Origin of the sequence: Serratia ficaria, assembly GCF_900187015.1 — a bacterium.
Taxonomy (GTDB): domain Bacteria; phylum Pseudomonadota; class Gammaproteobacteria; order Enterobacterales; family Enterobacteriaceae; genus Serratia; species Serratia ficaria.
In genome coordinates this window covers 5,088,097-5,107,266 of sequence record NZ_LT906479.1, presented here as the reverse complement: position 1 = coordinate 5,107,266, position 19,170 = coordinate 5,088,097, and the positions used below count along the sequence as shown (strand labels likewise).

18 protein-coding genes are annotated in these 19,170 nt (G+C 59.7%); 7 read left to right on the top strand and 11 right to left on the bottom strand.

Annotated elements, in window-relative coordinates; genetic code table 11:
* Window positions 1–62: 62 nt before the first annotated feature.
* Window positions 63–1,076 carry a glycosyltransferase family 9 protein gene (locus CKW09_RS23855; protein ID WP_061799615.1) on the top strand — a complete coding sequence of 338 codons (1,014 nt, stop codon included), beginning with the start codon at window positions 63–65 and terminating at the stop codon, window positions 1,074–1,076.
* Window positions 1,077–1,110: 34 nt separating this feature from the next.
* On the opposite strand, the gene CKW09_RS23850 is transcribed toward CKW09_RS23855, so the two are convergent.
* Genes CKW09_RS23850 through rfaQ form a run of 3 tightly spaced genes read right to left on the bottom strand, consistent with a single transcriptional unit; the run spans window position 1,111 to window position 4,417 of the window.
* Window positions 1,111–2,208: a glycosyltransferase gene (locus CKW09_RS23850; RefSeq protein WP_061799613.1), complete on the bottom strand. Its 1,098-nt coding sequence runs from the start codon at window positions 2,206–2,208 to the stop codon at window positions 1,111–1,113.
* 2 nt (window positions 2,209–2,210) lie between these two features.
* Complete coding sequence (locus CKW09_RS23845; RefSeq protein WP_095099850.1) at window positions 2,211–3,338, bottom strand: glycosyltransferase family 4 protein; 1,128 nt, start codon at window positions 3,336–3,338, stop codon at window positions 2,211–2,213.
* Window positions 3,335–4,417 carry a putative lipopolysaccharide heptosyltransferase III gene (gene rfaQ / locus CKW09_RS23840; RefSeq protein WP_061799611.1) on the bottom strand — a complete coding sequence of 361 codons (1,083 nt, stop codon included), beginning with the start codon at window positions 4,415–4,417 and terminating at the stop codon, window positions 3,335–3,337. Before rfaQ ends, CKW09_RS23845 begins: the two co-directional genes overlap by 4 nt.
* A 210-nt stretch (window positions 4,418–4,627) precedes the next feature.
* Between rfaQ and CKW09_RS23835 the strand changes: the two genes are divergently transcribed.
* A complete protein-coding gene (locus CKW09_RS23835; RefSeq protein WP_061799609.1) occupies window positions 4,628–5,584 on the top strand; it encodes a polysaccharide deacetylase family protein in 957 nt (318 codons plus the stop codon).
* A 1-nt stretch (window position 5,585) separates the two neighbouring features.
* Window positions 5,586–6,677, top strand: coding sequence for a glycosyltransferase family 9 protein (locus CKW09_RS23830; protein ID WP_061799608.1), 1,092 nt, complete (start codon window positions 5,586–5,588; stop codon window positions 6,675–6,677).
* A gap of 43 nt (window positions 6,678–6,720) precedes the next feature.
* Here the strand turns inward: CKW09_RS23830 and CKW09_RS23825 are convergent, their stop codons facing one another.
* The 5 genes from CKW09_RS23825 to rfaD are packed head-to-tail and all read right to left on the bottom strand — an operon-like array spanning window position 6,721 to window position 11,748.
* Complete coding sequence (locus CKW09_RS23825; RefSeq protein WP_061799607.1) at window positions 6,721–7,890, bottom strand: O-antigen ligase family protein; 1,170 nt, start codon at window positions 7,888–7,890, stop codon at window positions 6,721–6,723.
* Window positions 7,874–8,776, bottom strand: a complete 903-nt coding sequence (locus tag CKW09_RS23820; protein WP_095099846.1) for a sugar glycosyltransferase — start codon at window positions 8,774–8,776, stop codon at window positions 7,874–7,876. The genes CKW09_RS23825 and CKW09_RS23820 overlap by 17 nt, the downstream gene beginning before the upstream one ends.
* Entirely contained in the window at window positions 8,776–9,747 is a 972-nt protein-coding gene (gene rfaC, locus CKW09_RS23815; protein ID WP_095099843.1) for a lipopolysaccharide heptosyltransferase RfaC, read from the bottom strand. The genes CKW09_RS23820 and rfaC overlap by 1 nt, the downstream gene beginning before the upstream one ends.
* Before the next feature lie 2 nt (window positions 9,748–9,749).
* Entirely contained in the window at window positions 9,750–10,796 is a 1,047-nt protein-coding gene (gene rfaF, locus CKW09_RS23810; protein ID WP_061799603.1) for an ADP-heptose--LPS heptosyltransferase RfaF, read from the bottom strand.
* Between the two features lie 22 nt (window positions 10,797–10,818).
* Window positions 10,819–11,748 (bottom strand): ADP-glyceromanno-heptose 6-epimerase, encoded by a 930-nt coding sequence (gene rfaD / locus CKW09_RS23805; protein ID WP_061799602.1) that lies wholly within the window; start codon window positions 11,746–11,748, stop codon window positions 10,819–10,821.
* A 240-nt stretch (window positions 11,749–11,988) separates the two neighbouring features.
* On the opposite strand from rfaD, the gene CKW09_RS23800 reads away from it, so the two are divergent.
* Window positions 11,989–13,185, top strand: coding sequence for a glycine C-acetyltransferase (locus CKW09_RS23800; protein ID WP_095099840.1), 1,197 nt, complete (start codon window positions 11,989–11,991; stop codon window positions 13,183–13,185).
* 9 nt (window positions 13,186–13,194) lie between these two features.
* Window positions 13,195–14,220 carry an L-threonine 3-dehydrogenase gene (gene tdh, locus CKW09_RS23795; protein WP_061799599.1) on the top strand — a complete coding sequence of 342 codons (1,026 nt, stop codon included), beginning with the start codon at window positions 13,195–13,197 and terminating at the stop codon, window positions 14,218–14,220.
* A 41-nt stretch (window positions 14,221–14,261) separates the two neighbouring features.
* On the opposite strand, the gene CKW09_RS23790 is transcribed toward tdh, so the two are convergent.
* The 3 genes from CKW09_RS23790 to gpmM are packed head-to-tail and all read right to left on the bottom strand — an operon-like array spanning window position 14,262 to window position 18,112.
* The gene (locus CKW09_RS23790) at window positions 14,262–15,221 is read right to left on the bottom strand and encodes a divergent polysaccharide deacetylase family protein (RefSeq protein ID WP_061799785.1); all 960 of its coding nucleotides are present in this window, start codon (window positions 15,219–15,221) and stop codon (window positions 14,262–14,264) included.
* 2 nt (window positions 15,222–15,223) lie between these two features.
* Entirely contained in the window at window positions 15,224–16,558 is a 1,335-nt protein-coding gene (envC, locus tag CKW09_RS23785) for a murein hydrolase activator EnvC (RefSeq protein ID WP_061799783.1), read from the bottom strand.
* 9 nt (window positions 16,559–16,567) lie between these two features.
* A complete protein-coding gene (gpmM, locus tag CKW09_RS23780; protein WP_095099837.1) occupies window positions 16,568–18,112 on the bottom strand; it encodes a 2,3-bisphosphoglycerate-independent phosphoglycerate mutase in 1,545 nt (514 codons plus the stop codon).
* Between the two features lie 297 nt (window positions 18,113–18,409).
* Here gpmM and CKW09_RS23775 point away from each other — a divergent pair, with 297 nt between their 5' ends.
* Entirely contained in the window at window positions 18,410–18,844 is a 435-nt protein-coding gene (locus CKW09_RS23775) for a rhodanese-like domain-containing protein (protein WP_061799777.1), read from the top strand.
* A gap of 28 nt (window positions 18,845–18,872) precedes the next feature.
* Window positions 18,873–19,121, top strand: coding sequence for a glutaredoxin 3 (gene grxC, locus CKW09_RS23770; protein WP_061799775.1), 249 nt, complete (start codon window positions 18,873–18,875; stop codon window positions 19,119–19,121).
* The last annotated feature ends 49 nt before the right edge of the window (window positions 19,122–19,170 follow it).

Here is a 19,170-nt window from a genome sequence, read left to right as displayed (position 1 = left end):
ATTTGGTAACCTTGGGTGTCAGTTTCAGACAACGGGCGAGTGATTTCGCTGACAGGCTTGGAATGAAGAATATTTTAATTATCCGCCGCGATAACATCGGCGATCTTGTTTGTACAACGCCCCTGATCGAGGGGGTGAAAATTGCCTATCCGGATGCCAAGCTTTATCTTTTGATCAATAAAGTCAGTCAGGATGTCGTTAAAAACAACCCGCACCTTGAGAAGGTTTTCGTTTATAAGAAGGCCAAGCACAAGGCGAAAAATGAAACCACGTTAGGCGTTTATTTTGAACGGCTGATGATTTTTCTTCGGCTGAGAAAAATAAAGTTTGATGCGGTGATCCTGGCTAACCCGGTGCCTTGCAAATACAGCCTGCGGCTGGCCAAAATGGCCGGCGCCCGCCATATCATCGGCGCCGATCTGGGCACTGCTGAAATTCATCAGCCTTTCCGCAGAGAGGATTTCAGCGGCAAGCATCAGGTTGAGCGCACCTACAGCTATCTCTCGGCCATTACCGACCGGCCGATCCCGATTCCGCCGGTGCGGGTATTTCTGACGCCGGAAGAGCGGCAGCAGGCGGAGCAGCGTCTGCAAAAGCTGTTGCCGCCGGTCAGCCGGGTATGCGCAGTGCATATCAGCAGCCGCAGTCCGAAAAGACGCTGGCCGATTGAGCGTTATGCGGAAATTATCAATCGCTTGGTTGCCGATCCCGATACCGGCGTGCTGATTTTCTGGTCGCCGCAGGGCACGCTGGCGCCGGATGATATCGGCGACCAACGGCGTGCGGAACAGCTGTTGGCGCAATGCCGAAACGCGCGCGTAGCGCTGTACCCGACGGCATCGGTGCGCGAACTGCTGGCCGGTTTCGATTTATGCGACAAGGTGCTGTGCAGCGACGGCGGGCAGATGCATCTGGCCGCGGCGCTGAATAAGGATATGGTGGTGTTCTTCGGCGACACGAATAAAGATGCCTGGCATCCGTGGTCGGGGCGATATCATATTTTGCAAAGCGAGTCGGGCGACTGTGTCGACGTATCCATCGATGAAGTTTGGCAGAAAATGCAAGATTTCGATTGATTGAAAAATAAGGCAGGGCGGTCCCTGCCTTATTTCATTTCTTTAGCGCCAGATATTGCCGGCAAATAGGCTCAAGGCCGTAGCTCAGCAACTGCCGATGATTGATTTCCGGTGGGTCGGCATAAATTTGCGCCATTTTATCCGCCAGCGAATCCGCATTTAATTCCGCCAGCGCGTGGGCCATGCCGGCCTTCTCCAGGATCTCCGCCGGCCCCCCCGGACAACGGGTGCTGACCACCGGCGTGCCGCACAGCAAAGCCTCGACCAGCACGTTGCCGAAGCCTTCGCTGTCGGAGCTGAGCACCAACAAAGACGCATGGCGAATAAACGGATAGGGATTGGCCTGGAAACCGAGGAACCGCACGCGCTCCGCAATGCCCAACTCTGCCGCCAGCCGTTTGGCTGCGGCGATGCCGGCTTCGCTGCCGGCGCCAATCAGCGCCAGCGGCGCCTGAATGCCGGATTGCGCGTAGGCTCTCAGCAGGCGATCGTGCCGTTTGTGCGGGTGGAAGCGGCCGACGTGCACCAGATAATCCTGACCCGCCAGTTCGCAAGGCTCCGCCGCCTGCCGCTGGATGGCGGCGATGTCGAACGGGTTATTGATCACCGCCAGGCGATGTGGGCGAATGGGCAGATTTTGCTGCAGATCGTCGCCGACCGCCTGCGAAACGGCGACGATGTTGCGCCCCTGGTAGACGGCGGCGAGTTTGCGCTGCTTCAGCCAGCGATCCAGCCCCTTGCGGTGGCCAAGGTAGGAGGTGGACAAAATGCCGTGAATGCAGAACCACAGGCGATCCGCGGCCAGCAGCTTGCTGCGGCTGACGATGCGATCGGTCTTGTGCAGGTTGGAGAACGCCAGATCGAAGGCGCCGTGTTGGCGCTCCATCTCGGCGATCGCCCGATCCAGCGCGGCGGCGCGGCGCGGCAGCTCGGTCAGCTTGCGCCACGGCGTTCGGCTGTTATCCGCCACCACGCGGTAGTGGATCCCCTGGGGGATGGGGTATTTGCAGACGTCGCGCAATGAGACCAGGCTCACGTCATGCCCCATTTGCTGCATGCCCTGACACAGGGTCAGCACCACTTTTTCCGCGCCGCCGCCAGGCAGGCCGTCGATAACCATCAGAATACGCATAGCTAGTCCAGTAATCGGTTATACAGGGAAATAAGCTGCTCGGAGAGATGCGCCGGCGTGGCCGACATGATGCGCAGCCTGGCCGCTTCGCCCATGGCAGAGCCGATGGCCTGGCGAGGCAGCACCCGAATCGCTTCGGTGATGGCCGCAACGTCGAGGGCGTCGGTGACGAAGCCGTTCTGCCCAGGGACGATAAATTCGGACCCGCCGCAGGTGGTGCTGGTGATCACCGGCAGGCCGCACGACATCGCTTCCAGGATCACGTTGGGAAAGGGGTCGTACAGCGTCGGCAGCAGCAGCGCGTCCGCCGCCTGATAAAACGGCAACGTTTGTTTCTGCACGCCCATAAAGTGCAGGCGATCGCTGCAGCCCAGCGTCTGCGCCAGCGCCCGGTAGCGTTTTTCGGCCTTATCCTTGCCGACCACCAGCAGGTGGCTGTCGGTCGCCGCCACGGCGCGAATGGCGGCGGCCAGGCCCTTGCGTTCAAAACCGGAACCGACAAAGATCAGGCAGTGAGCCCGTTGAGGGATTTGATACTGCTCGCGCAGCCGCTGGCGTCGTTCGGCATCGGCGGGCAAGAATTTTTGGTTGTCGATGGCGTTATAGATCACCGTGATTTTATCGGCGGGCACGCCAAAGTCATCGATGATTTCCTGTTTGATCATCTCGGCGTTGCAGATCACCGCCTTTAGCTCGGGCGCAGCGTACATCGCGCGCTCCGCGCACATCACATAGCGGTGATAACGGTTGGAGAACAGCCATTTGCGTCGCCATTCCGGCAGCAGGCGCGCGCGCTGCAGCAGCCAGCGGCGATGCACGCCGTCACCGGCGCGGTAAATGTCGCAGCCGGGGATGCGTTCATGGCTTTGCACCAGGTCAAAGCGTTCTTTCTGCCACAGCGCTCTGGCCGCTTCGGCGAAGCCCCGCTCGCGGCTGATGCGGCCGAGTTTCAACGGGTTGCACAGGTGAATGTGCCAGTTGGGATTGGCGTCGCCCTGCCATTCGCGGGTGATGACGTTCAGATCGAGGTCCTGCTGCTCCAGCGCCTCCAGGGCGCGTGAGACGAAACGCTCAGCCCCGCCGTCCGGGCGGTATTTTTGGCGAACGATCGCCAAACGAAATGCTTTCATGCCAGCGTGCTCCGCGCGGCTGCAATCACCGCGTCTGTAGGAATAAGGTCAAGATAACGTTCATCGGTGCCGGTATTGATGGCGTCCGGATCGGGCAGCTCGCCGAAGTCGCCGGCCCAAATCACCTGGCCGATAACCTGCCACGGCCGCCAGAAGGTCAGTTTGGAAGGGCCGAACAGCGCAATGCACGGCGTTTGTAACGCTGCGGCCATGTGCATCGGCACCGAATCCACGCCGATAAACAGTTTCGCATGGTCGATGAGGGCGGCCAGCTGCCGCAGCGTCAGCTGGCCGGCCAGCGACGTCACGCCCTGCGGCGGGCAGAGCGCCAGAATGCGCTCCACCATGGCTTTTTCCCGGGCGTCCGGCCCGGAGGTGATCACCAGCTGGTGGCCGTCGGCCTGCAGCGCGCCGATCGTCGCGGCCATCTTTTCTTCGCTCCAGCATTTGAAGAACCAGCGCGAGGTGGGCTGCACCACGATATAGTCGCCGGTCACGCCCTGCCGGCGCAGCAGCTGCTCGCCGGCCTGCCAATCCTGCGGTTGGTAGCTCATGGTCACCCGTTGGCTGAGCGCCGGCAGATTCAGCGGGGCCAGCAGCGACAGGTTTTGTTCCACGGTGTGCAGCCGAGCGTGATCGCTCACCGGCACCAATTGGGTATGGCAGTGACGCCAAACGAAACCGCGGCGTTTGGGGAAATCGAAGCCCAGCCGAATGCGCGCGCCGGTCAGGCGGGTGAGGATGGCGCTGCGCCACTGATCGGCCAGGTTGACCACCAAGTCGTAACGCTGCGCTTTGAGGCGGCGCAGCAGATCCAGTTCGTGGCGCAGATGCGCCCGGGTGCCCTGCTTTTTCCACTGGCGGTCGATGGCGAAAATCGTCGTCAGCTGCGGATTGCTGGCCAGCATTTCCCGGGTTTCCTGGTACAGCAGCACATCGATCTGCGCCTGCGGGTAGTTTTGCCGCAGGCTGCTGATGACCGGGGTGATCAGCAGCATGTCGCCATGATGGCGCAGTTTTACGATCAGAATACGCTGTACGGATGGGGCAGAATTTGGGGCTGGCGCGTCGTTCATCATGAGTCGCTTTCAGGGAAACCAATCTTTGATTCTAAAGGACCCGATCGCATGTGGCTACTGTTGCACGGCTTTCTTGCCGGCAAGTAAAAAAATAGCCGCGACAGGGGACGAATGTCCCTCAACGTTGTCCAAACCGGCAGTAAAGTCGTTTGCCCTGGCGAAACGGCCTGCGTAACATACTGCATTCTGTTGATATCAGGTTCGATATTCATGACTAAACCGGCATTTCTCATTACCATTGATACCGAAGGCGACAACCTGTGGCAAAACCACGATCGCATTTCTACCGAAAATACGCGTTTTTTGCCGCGTTTTCAGGCGTTGTGCGAGAAATACGCCTTCAAGCCGGTTTATCTCACCAATTATGAAATGGCGATGGATCCGGCCTACGTCGAGTTCGCCCGCGATGTCATCGCGCGCGGCGCCGGCGAAGTCGGCATGCATCTGCATGCCTGGAACAGCCCGCCGCTGACGCCGTTGACCGACGATGACTGGCGGCATAAGCCGTATCTGATCGAATATCCCGCCGACCAAATCCGCGCCAAGGTCGATCATATGACCAAGCTGCTGGAGGACGCGTTCCAGACCAAAATGCTCAGCCACCGCGCCGGCCGCTGGGCTTTCAACGCGTATTATGCGTCGCTGCTGCTGGAGTACGGCTACCAGGTTGATTGCTCGGTCACGCCGCGCGTCAACTGGCAATATTCGCCGGGCAATCCGCAGGGCAGCGGCGGCACGGACTACCGCCATTTCCCGTCGCAGGCTTATTTTATCGATCCGCAAAACATCGCCCAGCCCGGCGACTCGGCGCTGCTGGAAGTGCCGATGAGCATTCAGTACAAGCATTCGGCGCTGATGAACGCCGTCAAGCAGGGTTACGATCGGCTGCGCGGCAAGCGGCGTTCGCCGTCGGTGCACTGGCTGCGGCCCAGCGGCAGCAACCTGGACAAAATGAAACGGGTGGCCGAGAGCGCGTTGGCGCAGGGGCAGGACTACGTCGAATTCATGCTGCACTCTTCCGAGTTTATGCCCGGCGGCAGCCCGACGTTTAAAACCGAACAGGATATTGAAGGGCTGTACCGCGATCTGGAACAGCTGTTTGACTGGTTGCAACAGCGGACGGTTGGCATGACGCTGGCTGAGTATTATCAACTTAAAGTGAATTGAAATGTCGAAGCAATGGAAAGTAAAGCTGGCGAACGCCTGTATCCGGCTTTATACGAAACTTGGCAGTAATTTTAAAGATAAGCGTTCGTTTGATAAAAACCGCGAGTTTGACCGCATTGCTATTTTTTCGACCACCGCGCTGGGCGACTTGATGTTTAATACGCCGGCTATCCGCGCGATCCGGGAACGCTACCCCGCCGCCAGGATCACCCTGGTCTCCAGTTATAAGAACGGCGGTTTGGTCGGCACCTGCAGCTATTTTAATAACGTCATTTACTGGGACCACAAGGCCAAGGATATGCTTGGCGTGATTCGCCAGCTTAGAAAGAATCGGCCGCAGCTGGCGGTGATACTGCATTCAAAGGCGCCGTATGATGTCATCACGGCGATATTTTCCGGCTGCGAGTATGTGTTTAAAGACGCGTATAAAAACGATCTGAGCGGCATGGAGCAGTGGCTTACCGGCATCAGCACCCGAGATACCGGCCATCTGATCCAGCGCAAGCTGAATCTGGTCGGTCAGTTGGGGTGCGATACGCAAAATCGGGAAATGTTTATTCCGGTGGATTTCCCGCTGCAACAGAAACAGCCGGGCCAGGTGGTGGTGGGTTTCCAGATGGGGGCTTCCGAGCCGCTGCGTTGTTGGCCGGTGAGCCGCTTTGTCGGTCTGGCGAAAATGCTGCTGTCGCGCTCGCCGGATTATCGCATCGCCCTGATAGGCACGCCGAAAGAGCAAGTGATCGAGCGTGAGTTTATGGCGGGCCTGACGCCGGAAGAGCAGAGCCGGGTGATTAGCCATATTGGTAAAACGACGTTACCGCAGCTGTTGGGCGTGATGAAAAACATGGATGTGCTGGTGACCGGCGATACCGGGCCATTGCATTTGGCCATCGCGTTGAAAACCAAAACCGTCAGCCTGTTCGTGACGGCCAACCCGCAACAAACCGGCCCTTATCAGAACCCAGAGCTGCACCAGGTGATGTACGTGCCGGCTGAAACGCAGCAGCTGAGTGAAGAACAACGGCATCAGCCCCTGAGCATCATCACCAGCGATGAGGTGATGGCAAGGGTGATCAAGGTGCTTGGCGAATAGCCGAAGCGGCGCCAGCGTGAGGATGGCGCCGCTGCTCGGTGGGTTAATAAAGGTGAGATTTGAGCCTGGTGGTCATAATGACGCCCAGCGGGAACCAGAACAGATACCAGGATTCGGACGGGTTGCCCACCACGAACATGCCCTGTGAGGTATAAAACAGCAGCATGAAGATAAACAGCGCGGCTTCCAGCCGCATGCCGTCGCGCAGACGCCGCACGGCCAACATGCCGCAGTAGCTCAAAACCGCCAATAACATGCCCAATCCCACCAGGCCGCCCTTCAGCAGCGCCCCCCAATAAAGACTGTGGGTAGTGCGAATATGCTCGCCCGAATAGTTGGTGAAGGTCAGCTCGTAGTTGAAGCCGTAGCCGAAATAAGGCGCCTGGCTGACCAGTTCGAAAGTATGGCGCCAGATGCTTAAACGCAGGAAGCTCTGAACGTACATCTCTTCGAAGCGGGCCAGCAGCAACTGCCCCATTTCCGACGACAGCACCGCCGCGCCAATAACGATCAACGCCACGAGGCAATAAGCGATATGCTTCAATCTCAAATGCCTGTAAGGCAGCGTGACGAACAGGGCAATCAGCAAGGACAGCACCGGCCCGCGGCTTTGGGTGAGCAGCATCGTGCCGAATAATATCGGGATGGCGATCAGGATCACCCGGCTCTGCTTCTCGCGAAATACCATCAGGCAGAGTATGACGCCTATTCCCGCCATGCCGGCCAAATCAATCACGTTCTCCGGGCCTGGATTGCTTTTTGACACATGCCGGTTGACCAGCATGTCGTGGTAGTCAAAAGCGATAGAGTAGAGGCACAGGATCGTTAATCCCAAAATAACGCTGGCGAACAACAGATTGCGTTGCGTGCCGTTAAGCACGGTGATCAGCATCGCCAAATAGATCAGCAGATAAACGCTGTGCGTCAGGGTGGATTCGATATTGGCCGGGTCGTTCGTCCACAGGTTGCTGAAGGCGAAGTAAAGCAGCATCGCCGCAATAATGCCCAGCCCGCGTCGGATTTCATCATGGCGAAAAAAAGACAGCCGAAGGTCCTTATCGAAATACAGCGTGATAATGAACAGCATGGCTGACAAATGGAACAGGTTGTTAACTTTGGTATAGCTACAGAAAATAGCGCTGAAAAAGGAAAAAAGGAAAAAAAACGCCACATACAGCTGTTGTATGCGGGCAGCGTTATTTGAAAAGTTCATCAGGATCGACCTTGTCGAAAATGTCATTGCTGATAGCGCTGGTGATGGAAAGATTTTTTATCGTGATATTCCTGGCCTTCATCAGCTGGCTGGCATGGCTGAAAGAAGGCATAACCAACCCGGCAACCTTATCTGCCAGATCGGTCGGCAATTTATTCTCGGCGGCCTCATAAAAGCGCGGCTGGTGGAAATTATTCATATCCAGACCAATGATATACAACCGTTCAAAACCGAGGAAAGTCAGGATCTGAAAAGCCCAATACGCGACGGTTCCGGCGTCAAAGATACCGCTGCGAATATCGTGGCTGAAGGCGATGTCCTTCCGGTCCGCGGCAAAAACGACCGCGGGGTTATCTTGATAGACGGGCCACAGGTCATCGTTGGCGATCTTGGGCTGATAGATTTTAAACGCGGCGTCTTCTATCACCGCGAAACCGCACTTCACCCGCTCCAGGCTGAATGTGTCGATGATTTTGGCTACGCCGTGCACCGTGGTGAACAGCGTCAGCCGCGGATCATCGATAATCTCGCCGATAATTTCCGGTTTCTGGTCGATAAACCCCATATCAACAATGACATAGAACCTGAAATCAACGCGGTCGTGCAGGAAATAGGCGCCATTGACGCCCATTGCCGGCATGGCGGGGAAATTTTCCAGGCAGAGGTTTTTTACCGATGGCCCGGTGGCCGTCAGCAGCACATCACCGGTGAACCCCCCCTGTAAATCGGCCAGCCGCACCAGCGGCACGGGGCGTTTCCGGTAACGCAGCTCGACGATTTCTCCACTGGCGGCGCGCTTAATCTTTACGTAGGGCCAGAGGTTCTCGTTATGTCGGAAGGGGCGGGCATGCGTATAGCGATATATCTGCTTGAAAAATGTTCCCATTACATAGGCATCCTGTCATGAATGAGCGCCGCAACGGTTTGGGCCGAGATGTCCGCCATGCTATTGCCCTGTTCCGGGCGACAGGCGTACTGATTCTGCCCATAGCCGCCGATCAGTCCGGGATCGGTCGGGCCAAACAGCGTGATATTCGGTTTGTCGAGCGCGGCGGTAAGGTGGCTGAGCCCGGTGTCCACCGAAACCACCCCCTTGGCGCCGGCCAACACCTCCGCCACCTGCTGCAGGCTGAGCTTCGGCAGCACTTCGACGTGGGGGAAACCTTTCGCCAACCGCTGTGCGCGTTGGTGTTCATGCTCGGCGCCCCACGGCAATTTGATCTTCAGCCCGCTGGCGGCCGTCAGCTCAATCAGTTCGCGCCAGTTTTGTTCCGGCCAGTGTTTGTCGTCACGGGTGGTGGCGTGCAGGAACACCAGATACCGCCCGGCATCGGCCGGCGGCTGGCTGAGAAACCGCGCGGCGATGGCGTAATCGCCGTCGCTCTCCGGCCGGGCGTAGCCCAGGCTTTTGGCGAACAGTTCGCGCGTGCGCTCCACCGCGTGCTGCCGCTTGTCTATTTCATGACGGTGGTTGTAGAACCAGCTGGCGAAGGGCTCGCGCGCGCTCTTGCAGTCCTGGCCGTGTTTGCTGCCTTTAGCGATGCGGGTAACCAGCGCGGCGCTCTTGATCAGGCCCTGCGCATCGATCACCGCGTCGTAGCTGCGCTGCTGGACCTGGCGTTTGAAATCGCAGCGCTGTTGGCGGGTTTCGCTGCCGAACCAGTTCTTGCGCCAGCGGCGAATGGCCACCGGGATCACGCGGTCCACCGCCGGATGCCAGGTGGGGATTTGGCTGAAGCCTTCCTCCACCACCCAGTCGAAACGAATGCCGGGTATGGCCTGCATGGCGTCGGTCAGGGCGGGAAGCGTGTGGAGTACGTCCCCCATGGAGGAGGTTTTTACAATCAACACCTGCATGGTTATTCCTCGCTGGCGGCAAGCAACGGCGTCAGCGCTTCCAACACCTGCTGCGGCTGAATGTCGATCAGGCTCTGATGGTAACCCTGAGCGGCGTCGCCTTTACGCACCTTGTGATAACCGCTGATTAAGCGGATCACCCTGGCCTTATCGGACAATGGCGGCGTGAAGTCCGGGCTGCTCGGCCCGTACAAGGCGATCAGCGGTTTGTTCAACGCCGCTGCAACGTGCATCAAACCGGAGTCGTTGCTGACCACCGCCTGGCAGGAAGCGATCAGGATCACCGCCTGTTCCAGCTGGGTTTCCCCGGCCAGGTTCATGCAAAAGTCGCGGGCGTCTTCCTGCAGCGCGGCGCGGATCTGCTCACCGGCCTCGTGGTCTTTCGCCGAACCGAACAGCGCGATTTGGTAGCCCTGGTCGATCAGCATCTGCGCCAGCGCGGCGTAGTGATAGTGCGGCCAGCGCTTGGCCGGGCCAAACTCGGCCCCCGGGCAGAAGCCGATAATCGGCCGATGATCGGTCAGGTTGAACGCGGCGGTGGTTTCGGCAATCTCTTCGTCGCTGACCTGCAGCTGCGGCCACAGCAGCGGCTGCGGCAGATCTTCGGCACGCTGAATGCGCCCTTTGTCATAGGCCAGCGCCACATAGCGCTGCACCATCAGCGGGAAGGCGGCTTTGTCGAGCGTGCGCAGGTCGTTCAGCAGGCCGTAGCGCATCTCGCCGCGCCAACCGGTGCGCTGCGGCACCTTGGCGAAGAACGGCACCAGCGCCGATTTGAACGAGTTGGGCAGGACATAAGCGCGATCGTAACGGTTGGCGCGCAGGGCGTGGCCGAGCCGCCGACGTTCGCCGATCGCCAGGGCGCCGTGGCCCAGCGGCATCGACAGCGCCTGGTTCACTTCCGGCATGCGCGCCAGCAAGGGACGGCACCAGGCCGGCGCCATCACGTCGATCTCCGCTGACGGGTGCTCGGCCTTCAGGGTGCGGTAGAGACTTTGCGACATCATCATGTCGCCAACCCATGAAGGGCCGATAACCAGTATTTTCATACTCAGCGTCAATTCCTTCAGCTTATGCGGTGCGGTTCAACCAGGCCATGTACTCTTTGACGCCTTCGGCCACCGTTTTGAACGGGGCATCATAGCCCGCGGCGCGCAGCTTGGTCAGATCGGCCTGGGTATACGCCTGGTAGCGGCCCTTCAGCTTTTCCGGGAACGCGATGGATTCCACCGCGCCTTTCTGATGGAAGTCCACCACCGCATCGGCGACCGCCTGGAAGCTTTCCGCCCGGCCGGTACCGCAGTTGAAAATGCCTGACTTGCCGGTTTCCCAGAACCACAGGTTGACCGCCGCCACGTCGCCGACGTAGATGAAGTCACGCTTGAAGTTTTCGCTGCCGGCGAACAGTTTCGGGTTCTCACCGCGGTTGATCTGGCCATTCAGGTGGAAAGCGACGCTGGCCATGCTGCCTTTGTGGCCTTCACGCGGGCCGTAGACGTTGAAATAGCGGAAGCCGCAGACCTGCGAGTCGGCCTCTGGCAGGATTTCGCGCACGTACTGATCGAACAGGAACTTGGAATAGCCGTAGACGTTGAGCGGCTCTTCGTATTGGCGCTCTTCGATAAACTCTTCCCGGGCGCCATAGGTGGCGGCGGAGGAGGCGTACAGGAATGGGATCTCGCGATCCAGGCAGTAGTGCAGCAGGTCCTTGGAGTACTGATAGTTGTTGTCCATCATGTACTTGCCGTCCCACTCGGTGGTGGCGGAGCAGGCGCCTTCGTGGAATATCGCCTCGATATCGCCCAGATCGTCGCCGGCCATGATGCTGGCGATAAAATCTTCCTTGTCGATATAGTCGGCGATATCAAGATCGACCAGGTTGACGAACTTGGTGCCATCTTTCAGGTTATCCACCACCAGGATATCGCGGTATCCCTTGTCATTCAGTGCCTTAACGATATTGCTGCCGATCATGCCGGCGCCGCCTGTGACGATAATCATTGGGTTACCCCTGTTAATCTGCCCGGTGAGGCACAATGCCTCACGCTCAATGCCGCTTATAATAGCATTTCATGCCGCGGCAAACAGCGGATGGGCTCCTAATATCCCGCATTGCCATTGCAGGCGGCAGTTTGCCGTGATATCTGCTGCAAATTTCATATTCTCTCCCGCGTATTGTCGTCAGTTTGGTTACAAATCAGTAAAATATGCCGGAAATAGTCCAATCCTGGAGATAACCGAATGTCCGCGTCTTTTTATCAGCAGTTGGAACAACAACTTGCCGTCACCCGCAGCGAAGGGCTGTTTAAGGAAGAGCGCATCATCACTTCCGCGCAGCAGGCGGATATCGCCGTCGCCGACGGCAGCCATGTGATCAACTTCTGCGCCAACAACTACCTGGGCCTGGCCAACCATCCGGCGATGATCGCCGCGGCCAAGGCCGGCATGGACAGCCACGGCTTCGGCATGGCGTCGGTGCGCTTTATCTGCGGCACCCAGGACAGCCACAAACAGCTGGAGCAAAAGCTGGCGGAATTCCTGGGAATGGAAGACGCGATCCTGTATTCCTCCTGCTTCGACGCCAACGGCGGGTTGTTTGAAACCCTGCTCGGCCCGGAAGACGCCATTATCTCCGACGCGCTGAACCATGCGTCGATCATCGACGGCGTGCGCCTGTGCAAGGCCAAGCGTTACCGCTACGCCAACAACGACATGGCCGAACTGGCCGCGCAGCTGAAGCAGGCCAAGGCCGACGGCGCGCGGCACATCATGATCGCCACCGACGGCGTATTTTCGATGGACGGCGTGATAGCCAACCTGAAAGGCGTGTGCGACCTGGCGGACGAGTACCAGGCGCTGGTGATGGTGGACGATTCCCATGCGGTCGGCTTTGTCGGCGCTCACGGGCGCGGCACCCATGAATACTGTGAAGTGATGGGCCGCGTCGACATCATTACCGGCACCCTGGGCAAGGCGCTGGGCGGCGCTTCCGGCGGCTACACCGCCGCCAGGAAAGAGGTGGTGGAGTGGCTGCGCCAGCGTTCGCGCCCGTATCTGTTCTCCAACTCGCTGGCGCCGGCGATCGTCGCCGCGTCGATCCAGGTATTGGAACTGCTGGAGCGGGGCGATGCGCTGCGCGATCGCCTGTGGGCCAACGCGCGCCTGTTCCGCGAAAAAATGACCGCGGCCGGTTTTGAACTGGCCGGGGCCGATCACGCCATCATCCCGGTGATGTTGGGTGAAGCCAAGCTGGCGCAGGACTTCGCCAATGCTCTGCTCAAGGAAGGCATTTATGTTACAGGTTTCTTCTATCCGGTGGTGCCGAAAGGCCAGGCGCGCATCCGCACCCAGATGTCCGCCGACCACACGCCGGAGCAAATTGAGCGCGCCGTTGCGGCGTTTATTCGTATCGGTAAGGATCTTGGCGTTATTGCATAAGGTAAAACCATGAAAGCATTGTCAAAACTGAAAGCGGAAGAAGGGATTTGGATGACCGATGTGCCCCAGCCGGAGCTGGGCCACAACGACATCATGATCAAGATCCGTAAAACCGCGATCTGCGGCACCGATGTGCATATCTACAACTGGGACGAATGGTCGCAGAAAACCATTCCGGTTCCGATGGTGGTCGGCCATGAATACGTGGGCGAAGTGGTGGCTATCGGGCAGGAGGTCAAAGGCTTCAGCATCGGCGATCGCGTCTCCGGCGAAGGCCACATTACCTGCGGCCACTGCCGCAACTGCCGCGGCGGCCGCACCCACCTGTGCCGCAACACCATCGGCGTGGGCGTGAATCGTCCGGGCTGCTTCGCCGAATATCTGGTGATCCCGGCGTTCAACGCCTTCAAGATCCCGGATAACATTTCCGACGATCTGGCTTCTATCTTCGACCCGTTCGGCAATGCGGTGCACACCGCGCTGTCGTTTGATCTGGTCGGCGAAGACGTGTTGGTGTCCGGCGCCGGTCCGATCGGCATCATGGCTGCGGCCGTGTGCAAACACGTCGGCGCCCGCCACGTGGTGATCACCGACGTCAACGAATACCGCCTGGAGCTGGCGCGCAAGATGGGCGTGACCCGCGCGGTGAACGTCAGCAAGGAAAACCTCGACGACGTGATGGCCGAGCTGGGCATGACCGAAGGGTTTGACGTCGGCCTGGAGATGTCCGGCGCGCCGCCGGCGTTCCGCACCCTGCTGAATGCGATGAACCACGGCGGCCGCATCGCCATGCTGGGCATTCCGCCGTCGGACATGTCGATCGACTGGAATCAGGTGATCTTCAAGGGGCTGTTTATCAAGGGGATTTACGGTCGAGAAATGTTCGAAACCTGGTACAAGATGGCGGCGCTGATCCAGTCCGGTCTGGATCTGAGCCCGATCATCACCCACCGCTTCTCGATTGACGAGTTCCAGCAGGGCTTCGACGCCATGCGCTCCGGCAAGTCCGGCAAGGTGATATTAAGCTGGGATTAACCCGATAGCCGTGAAAAGGGCCGGAGTTTCCGGCCCTTTTTTTATGCTTTCGGCTTGTCCTGCCCGCTTTGCGTCCAGCGCTGCCACTGGCGTTTGATAAACTCCGCCGGCGGCGAGGTCGCGACGCTGTCGCCAATCACGCCCAGCACGGCGCCCGCGCTGACTTTTTCCTTCGGCGGCTTGACCTTGCACTGCTTGACGCCGCCGCTGAACGGGTTCTTCGGCTGCGGTTTCTGCGGCTTGACCGGAGGCGGCACGTAGCCGCCGCCGTTGCCCTGCGGCTCGTTCAGCAGCGAGCTCGGTTTGACCAGCACGATGTCGGCGGGCAGCGTCGGCAGCATCTGCTGCAGCACTTTCACCGTCGCCGGGCGCGGGTGGCCGATGGCGATGGCGGAACCGTTGCGCCGCGCCAATTCGACCGCGCGGTTGAACTGGCGGCGAATGTCGGCTTCGTTGGCGGTATCGTCGAGGAACACCTTGCGCTTGATCACCTTCACGCCGGTGCCCGCTGCGGCGCGGGTCGCCTGGCTGTTGCCGATGGTCATGCTGTCGAGGAAATAGAGCCGGTAGCTTTCGAGCGCCTGCATCACTTTTTGCATGCCCGGCAGGCTGGAGGTCATGGCGCTGCCCATGTGGTTGTTCATTCCCACGGCGTAGGGCACGTTATTCACCGCATTGCGGATGATGCGCTGGACTTCGTCGCTGCTCATGGAAGGTTGCAGGGTGTCGCGTTCCAGCGGCTGCTTGCTGAGCGGCGCCATCGGCATGTGGATCAGCACTTCCCGGCCCTGGCTGTGGGCGCGGGTGGCCATCAGGCGGGCATGCGGCGCGTTGGGCAGCACGGCGACCGAGATCGCCGTCGGCATCTGCAGCACCGCATTTTCCTCATGCGGGCGGTAGCCTACGTCGTCGATCACGATGGACAGTTTTCCTGCCTGCGCGGCGCAAACCTGCAGCAGACAGCCGATCAATACGGCAGTACGGGTGTTGAAATAGCGCAAATCTATCTTCCCAACCACGGCAGTGGGTTAACCGCCCGACCCTGACGGCGAATTTCGAAGTAAAGCGATGGCGTACCCTGGCCGCCGCTGGTGCCCACTAATGCAATCGGCTGGCCGGCGCGCACCTGCGCCCCGACGTTGACCAGCGCGCTCTGGTTGTAGCCGTACAGGCTCATGTCGCCTTTACCGTGCTCGACCACCACCACCAGGCCGTAGCCCTGCAGCCAGTCGGCCAGCAGGACGCGGCCGTCGGCGATGGCTTTCACCTCGGTGCCTTCCGGCGCGGCGATCACCAGGCCTTTCCAGCGCAACTCACCCTGCAGCTGCTCGCCAAAGCCGTGCAGCGTCCGGCCGCGAACCGGCCAAAACGCCTGACCCGCCGGCCGGCCAAGGCCGCCGGTACGGGCCATCAGCGAACGATCGGCCTCGCTTGGCTTGTAGGTCGTGCCGGTTTTCTTCGCCTGCTGTTCTTTGGCGCGCACCTGCTCGCGCACCCTGGCGGCCTCACGGGCTTCGCGTTCGGCGCGGGCGCGGGCTTCGCGTTCCGCCCGGGCTATCTTGTCGCGCATGCGGGTTTCGTTCTGACGCAGTTCCACCAGCCGCTGCTGATCTTTCTCCAGCGAAGCTTCCAGCGCCGTCAGCGTTTTCTTGCGGGCGCCGCGCGCCTGTTCCAGCTTCTGCTGCTGCGTCTGCTGTTCGCCCAGTAACGTTTTCTGCTGACCCTGTTTGGCCACCAGCGCGGTTTTTTGCTTCGCCAGCTCGGCGCGGGTTTGTTTCAACTCTTCAATGGTTTGCTGACGCGCGTCGTTCAGGTAGCCGAAGTAGGCCAGGATGCGTTCGCTGCGCTGGCTTTCCTCACCGCTGAGGATCAGCTGCACCGCGCTGTGCTGCCCCTGGCGGAAGGCGGCGTCGAGCTGTTTGGCGAGGATATCCTGCTGAGCGGTTTGCTGCTTTTGCAGCTTGGCGATGGAGGCGTTCAGGCCGGCGATGTCTTTGCCCAACCGGCTGAGCGTGCCCTGGGTGTCGCGCAGTTGGCGACTGGCCTGGGCAATGGTTTTTTCCTGCTGCCTGAGCTGATCCTGCAGCGAGCTGCGCTGCTGCTGCTGCTGTTTCACCGCCTTTTCTTTCTCGGCGATGCTCTGCTGGATGTCTTTGAGCCGGGATTTGTTGTCCTCGGCGGCGTGGCTGACGAGCGGCAACAGCAAGACGCCAGCGCAAAATACGCTGGCGCACATGGCGGTCAACTTCCTTGGCGCGGTGCGTTCAGGCAGCGGCTGGCTGCCTGCGTTTGCGCTTCGGGTTACCCTTGATAGTGCAAAAAACGCCTTCTCCCTCATGGAGAAGGATTATTCCACGATGAACAGCGGCTTACCAGTCATCTCTTGCGGGATTTCCATTCCCATCAGCGTCAGCATGGTCGGCGCGATGTCCGAAAGCTTGCCGCCGCCGACCGCCGTCGCCGGTTTGCCGACGTAAATCAGCGGTACCGGCAGGCTGGTGTGGGCGGTGTGCGCCTGGCCGGTGGCCGGATCGCGCATCTGCTCGGCGTTGCCGTGATCGGCGGTGATCAGCAACTGGCCATCGACCGCTTTTACCGCCTCGACCACCTGGGCGATGCAGCCGTCCAGCGTTTCCACCGCCTTTACCGCCGCCTCATAGACGCCGGTATGGCCCACCATGTCGCCATTCGGATAGTTGCAGATGATGGCGTCGTACTTGCCGCTGCGGATGGCGCTCAGCAGTTTGTCGGTCAGTTCCGCGGCGCTCATTTCCGGCTGCAGATCGTAGGTGGCGACTTTCGGCGAGTTGATCAGCACGCGGTCTTCGCCCTTGAACGGCGCTTCGACGCCGCCGTTATAGAAGAAGGTGACGTGAGCGTATTTTTCGGTCTCCGAAATGCGCAGCTGGGTTTTGTCGTGCTTCATCAGCCATTCGCCGAAGGTATTGCTCAGCCCGGCCGGCGGGTAGGCGCAGGCGGTAGCGATATCGGCGGCGTATTCGGTCAGCATCACGAAATCGCCGAACTTCACGACCTTGGCGCGCGGGAAGCCGTCGAAATCGGCGTTGACGAAGGCGCGGGTAATCTGGCGCGCGCGGTCGGCGCGGAAATTCATGAAGATCAGCGCGTCGCCATCCTGCAGTGCGGCGTCGGCTTCGCCGGCGGCCTGAATGACGCTCGGTTTGACGAACTCGTCGTTCTCACCGCGCTGATAGGCGGCCTGCAGCGCGGCTACGGCGCTGTCGGCAGCGTATTCGCCTTTGGCTTCGGTCAGCAGATCGTAAGCCAGCTGCACGCGCTCCCAGCGGTTGTCGCGGTCCATGGCGTAGTAACGGCCGATCAGGGTGGCGATGCGCCCGACGCCCAGTTCGGCGAAGGCTTCGCTGCAGCGCTGCAAAGACGCTTCGGCGCTTCGCGGCGGCGTGTCGCGGCCGTCGAGGAAGGCGTGCAGATAAATCGCCTTGGCGCCGCGCTGGGCGGCCAGCCGGATCATCGCCAGGATATGCGCTTCGTGGCTGTGAACGCCGCCCGGCGACAGCAGGCCCATGATGTGCACCGCCTTGCCCGCCTGCGCCGCCTTCTCCACCGCGGCAATCAGGGTAGGGTTGCTGAAGAAGTCGCCGTCGGCGATGGCTTTGTCCAGCCGGGTGAGATCCTGATACACGATGCGCCCGGCGCCGAGGTTGACGTGGCCCACCTCCGAATTGCCCATCTGCCCGTCCGGCAGGCCGACGTCCAGACCGGACGCCGCGATAAGCTGGTGCGGCTGCCGTTGCCACAGGCGGTCCATCACCGGAGTGCCGGCGTTCAGGATAGCATTGTCCTGCGGCTCCTCACGGTGGCCGTAGCCGTCCAGGATCACCAGTACCATCGGCTTTTTGTTGCTCGACATCGCATTAACCTCTCAGGGAATTTCAAGTTGTGAATAGCGCTCCTCCCCGGCGAGAAGGACGGCTATTCACCCTCAGAAACCGGCTGATTTTACACCGTGGCCGGCGGCGAATAGCCCGGAGAGATCAAAGTTGCGGCGAACTGCGCGGGCTTTTATGCTCTGACACTGAAAATTTCTCAGCGTAGCCCGCAGTTTCTGCATTAGCGCTTGCTTATTGGCTGTATTTGCCGCACTCGGCAGGTATACTCTGGAGCCTTGACTTATTTTTCCCTTAACTGACGGGAGTTGTTACACCCCATGCTGCAAGAAATTATGCCATTCGTTAGCAGACATCCCATCCTGAGCCTGGCCTGGATCGCCCTGCTGGTTGCCGTGATCGTCATGACCTTCAAAAGCCGTTTCTCCAAGGTTAAAGATATTTCTCGCGGCGAAGCTACCCGCCTGATCAACAAAGAAGACGCCGTGGTGGTCGATACCCGCAGCCGTGACGATTTCCGCCGGGGCCACCTGGCCAACGCCATCAACCTGACGGCCAGCGAAATCAAAAGCGGCAGCCTGGGCGAGTTGGAAAAGCACAAGGCACAGCCGATCATCGTGGTGTGCGCCAACGGCACCGCCTCGCGCGAGCCGGCGGAAAACCTGAGCAAGGCCGGTTTCGAAAACGTGGCCACGCTGAAAGACGGCATCGCCGGCTGGAGCGGGGAAAACCTGCCGTTGGTACGCGGCAAGTAATTATTTAACCTATTTGAGGTGGTAATCCATGGCTAACATTGATATCTACACCAAGGCGACCTGTCCGTTCTGCCATCGCGCCAAGGCGCTGCTGAACAGCAAGGGCGCGGCGTTTAACGAAATCGCCATCGACGGCGATAGCGCAAAACGCGAAGTGATGATTGAGCGCAGTGGGCGCACCACCGTGCCGCAGATTTTCATCGACGGCCAGCATATTGGCGGCTGCGATGATTTATATGAACTCGATGCTCGTGGTGGTTTGGACCCGTTGCTTTAAGCGGGCGCCACCGGTTTGCCGAGTATCAATAAGGACGTTTAACCAAGGG

Excerpts from the sequence above, each read along its gene's own strand:
- CKW09_RS23845 (WP_095099850.1), bottom strand. The coding sequence starts at position 3,338 with ATGAAAGCATTTCGTTTGGCGATCGTTCGCCAAAAATACCGCCCGGAC.
- CKW09_RS23850 (WP_061799613.1), bottom strand. The coding sequence starts at position 2,208 with ATGCGTATTCTGATGGTTATCGACGGCCTGCCTGGCGGCGGCGCGGAA.
- CKW09_RS23775 (WP_061799777.1), top strand. The coding sequence starts at position 18,410 with ATGCTGCAAGAAATTATGCCATTCGTTAGCAGACATCCCATCCTGAGC.
- rfaQ (WP_061799611.1), bottom strand. The coding sequence starts at position 4,417 with ATGATGAACGACGCGCCAGCCCCAAATTCTGCCCCATCCGTACAGCGT.
- grxC (WP_061799775.1), top strand. The coding sequence starts at position 18,873 with ATGGCTAACATTGATATCTACACCAAGGCGACCTGTCCGTTCTGCCAT.
- CKW09_RS23835 (WP_061799609.1), top strand. The coding sequence starts at position 4,628 with ATGACTAAACCGGCATTTCTCATTACCATTGATACCGAAGGCGACAAC.
- rfaC (WP_095099843.1), bottom strand. The coding sequence starts at position 9,747 with ATGCAGGTGTTGATTGTAAAAACCTCCTCCATGGGGGACGTACTCCAC.
- CKW09_RS23830 (WP_061799608.1), top strand. The coding sequence starts at position 5,586 with ATGTCGAAGCAATGGAAAGTAAAGCTGGCGAACGCCTGTATCCGGCTT.
- rfaD (WP_061799602.1), bottom strand. The coding sequence starts at position 11,748 with ATGATTATCGTCACAGGCGGCGCCGGCATGATCGGCAGCAATATCGTT.
- CKW09_RS23825 (WP_061799607.1), bottom strand. The coding sequence starts at position 7,890 with ATGAACTTTTCAAATAACGCTGCCCGCATACAACAGCTGTATGTGGCG.
- CKW09_RS23800 (WP_095099840.1), top strand. The coding sequence starts at position 11,989 with ATGTCCGCGTCTTTTTATCAGCAGTTGGAACAACAACTTGCCGTCACC.
- gpmM (WP_095099837.1), bottom strand. The coding sequence starts at position 18,112 with ATGTCGAGCAACAAAAAGCCGATGGTACTGGTGATCCTGGACGGCTAC.
- tdh (WP_061799599.1), top strand. The coding sequence starts at position 13,195 with ATGAAAGCATTGTCAAAACTGAAAGCGGAAGAAGGGATTTGGATGACC.
- CKW09_RS23820 (WP_095099846.1), bottom strand. The coding sequence starts at position 8,776 with ATGGGAACATTTTTCAAGCAGATATATCGCTATACGCATGCCCGCCCC.
- rfaF (WP_061799603.1), bottom strand. The coding sequence starts at position 10,796 with ATGAAAATACTGGTTATCGGCCCTTCATGGGTTGGCGACATGATGATG.
- CKW09_RS23855 (WP_061799615.1), top strand. The coding sequence starts at position 63 with ATGAAGAATATTTTAATTATCCGCCGCGATAACATCGGCGATCTTGTT.
- envC (WP_061799783.1), bottom strand. The coding sequence starts at position 16,558 with ATGAGGGAGAAGGCGTTTTTTGCACTATCAAGGGTAACCCGAAGCGCA.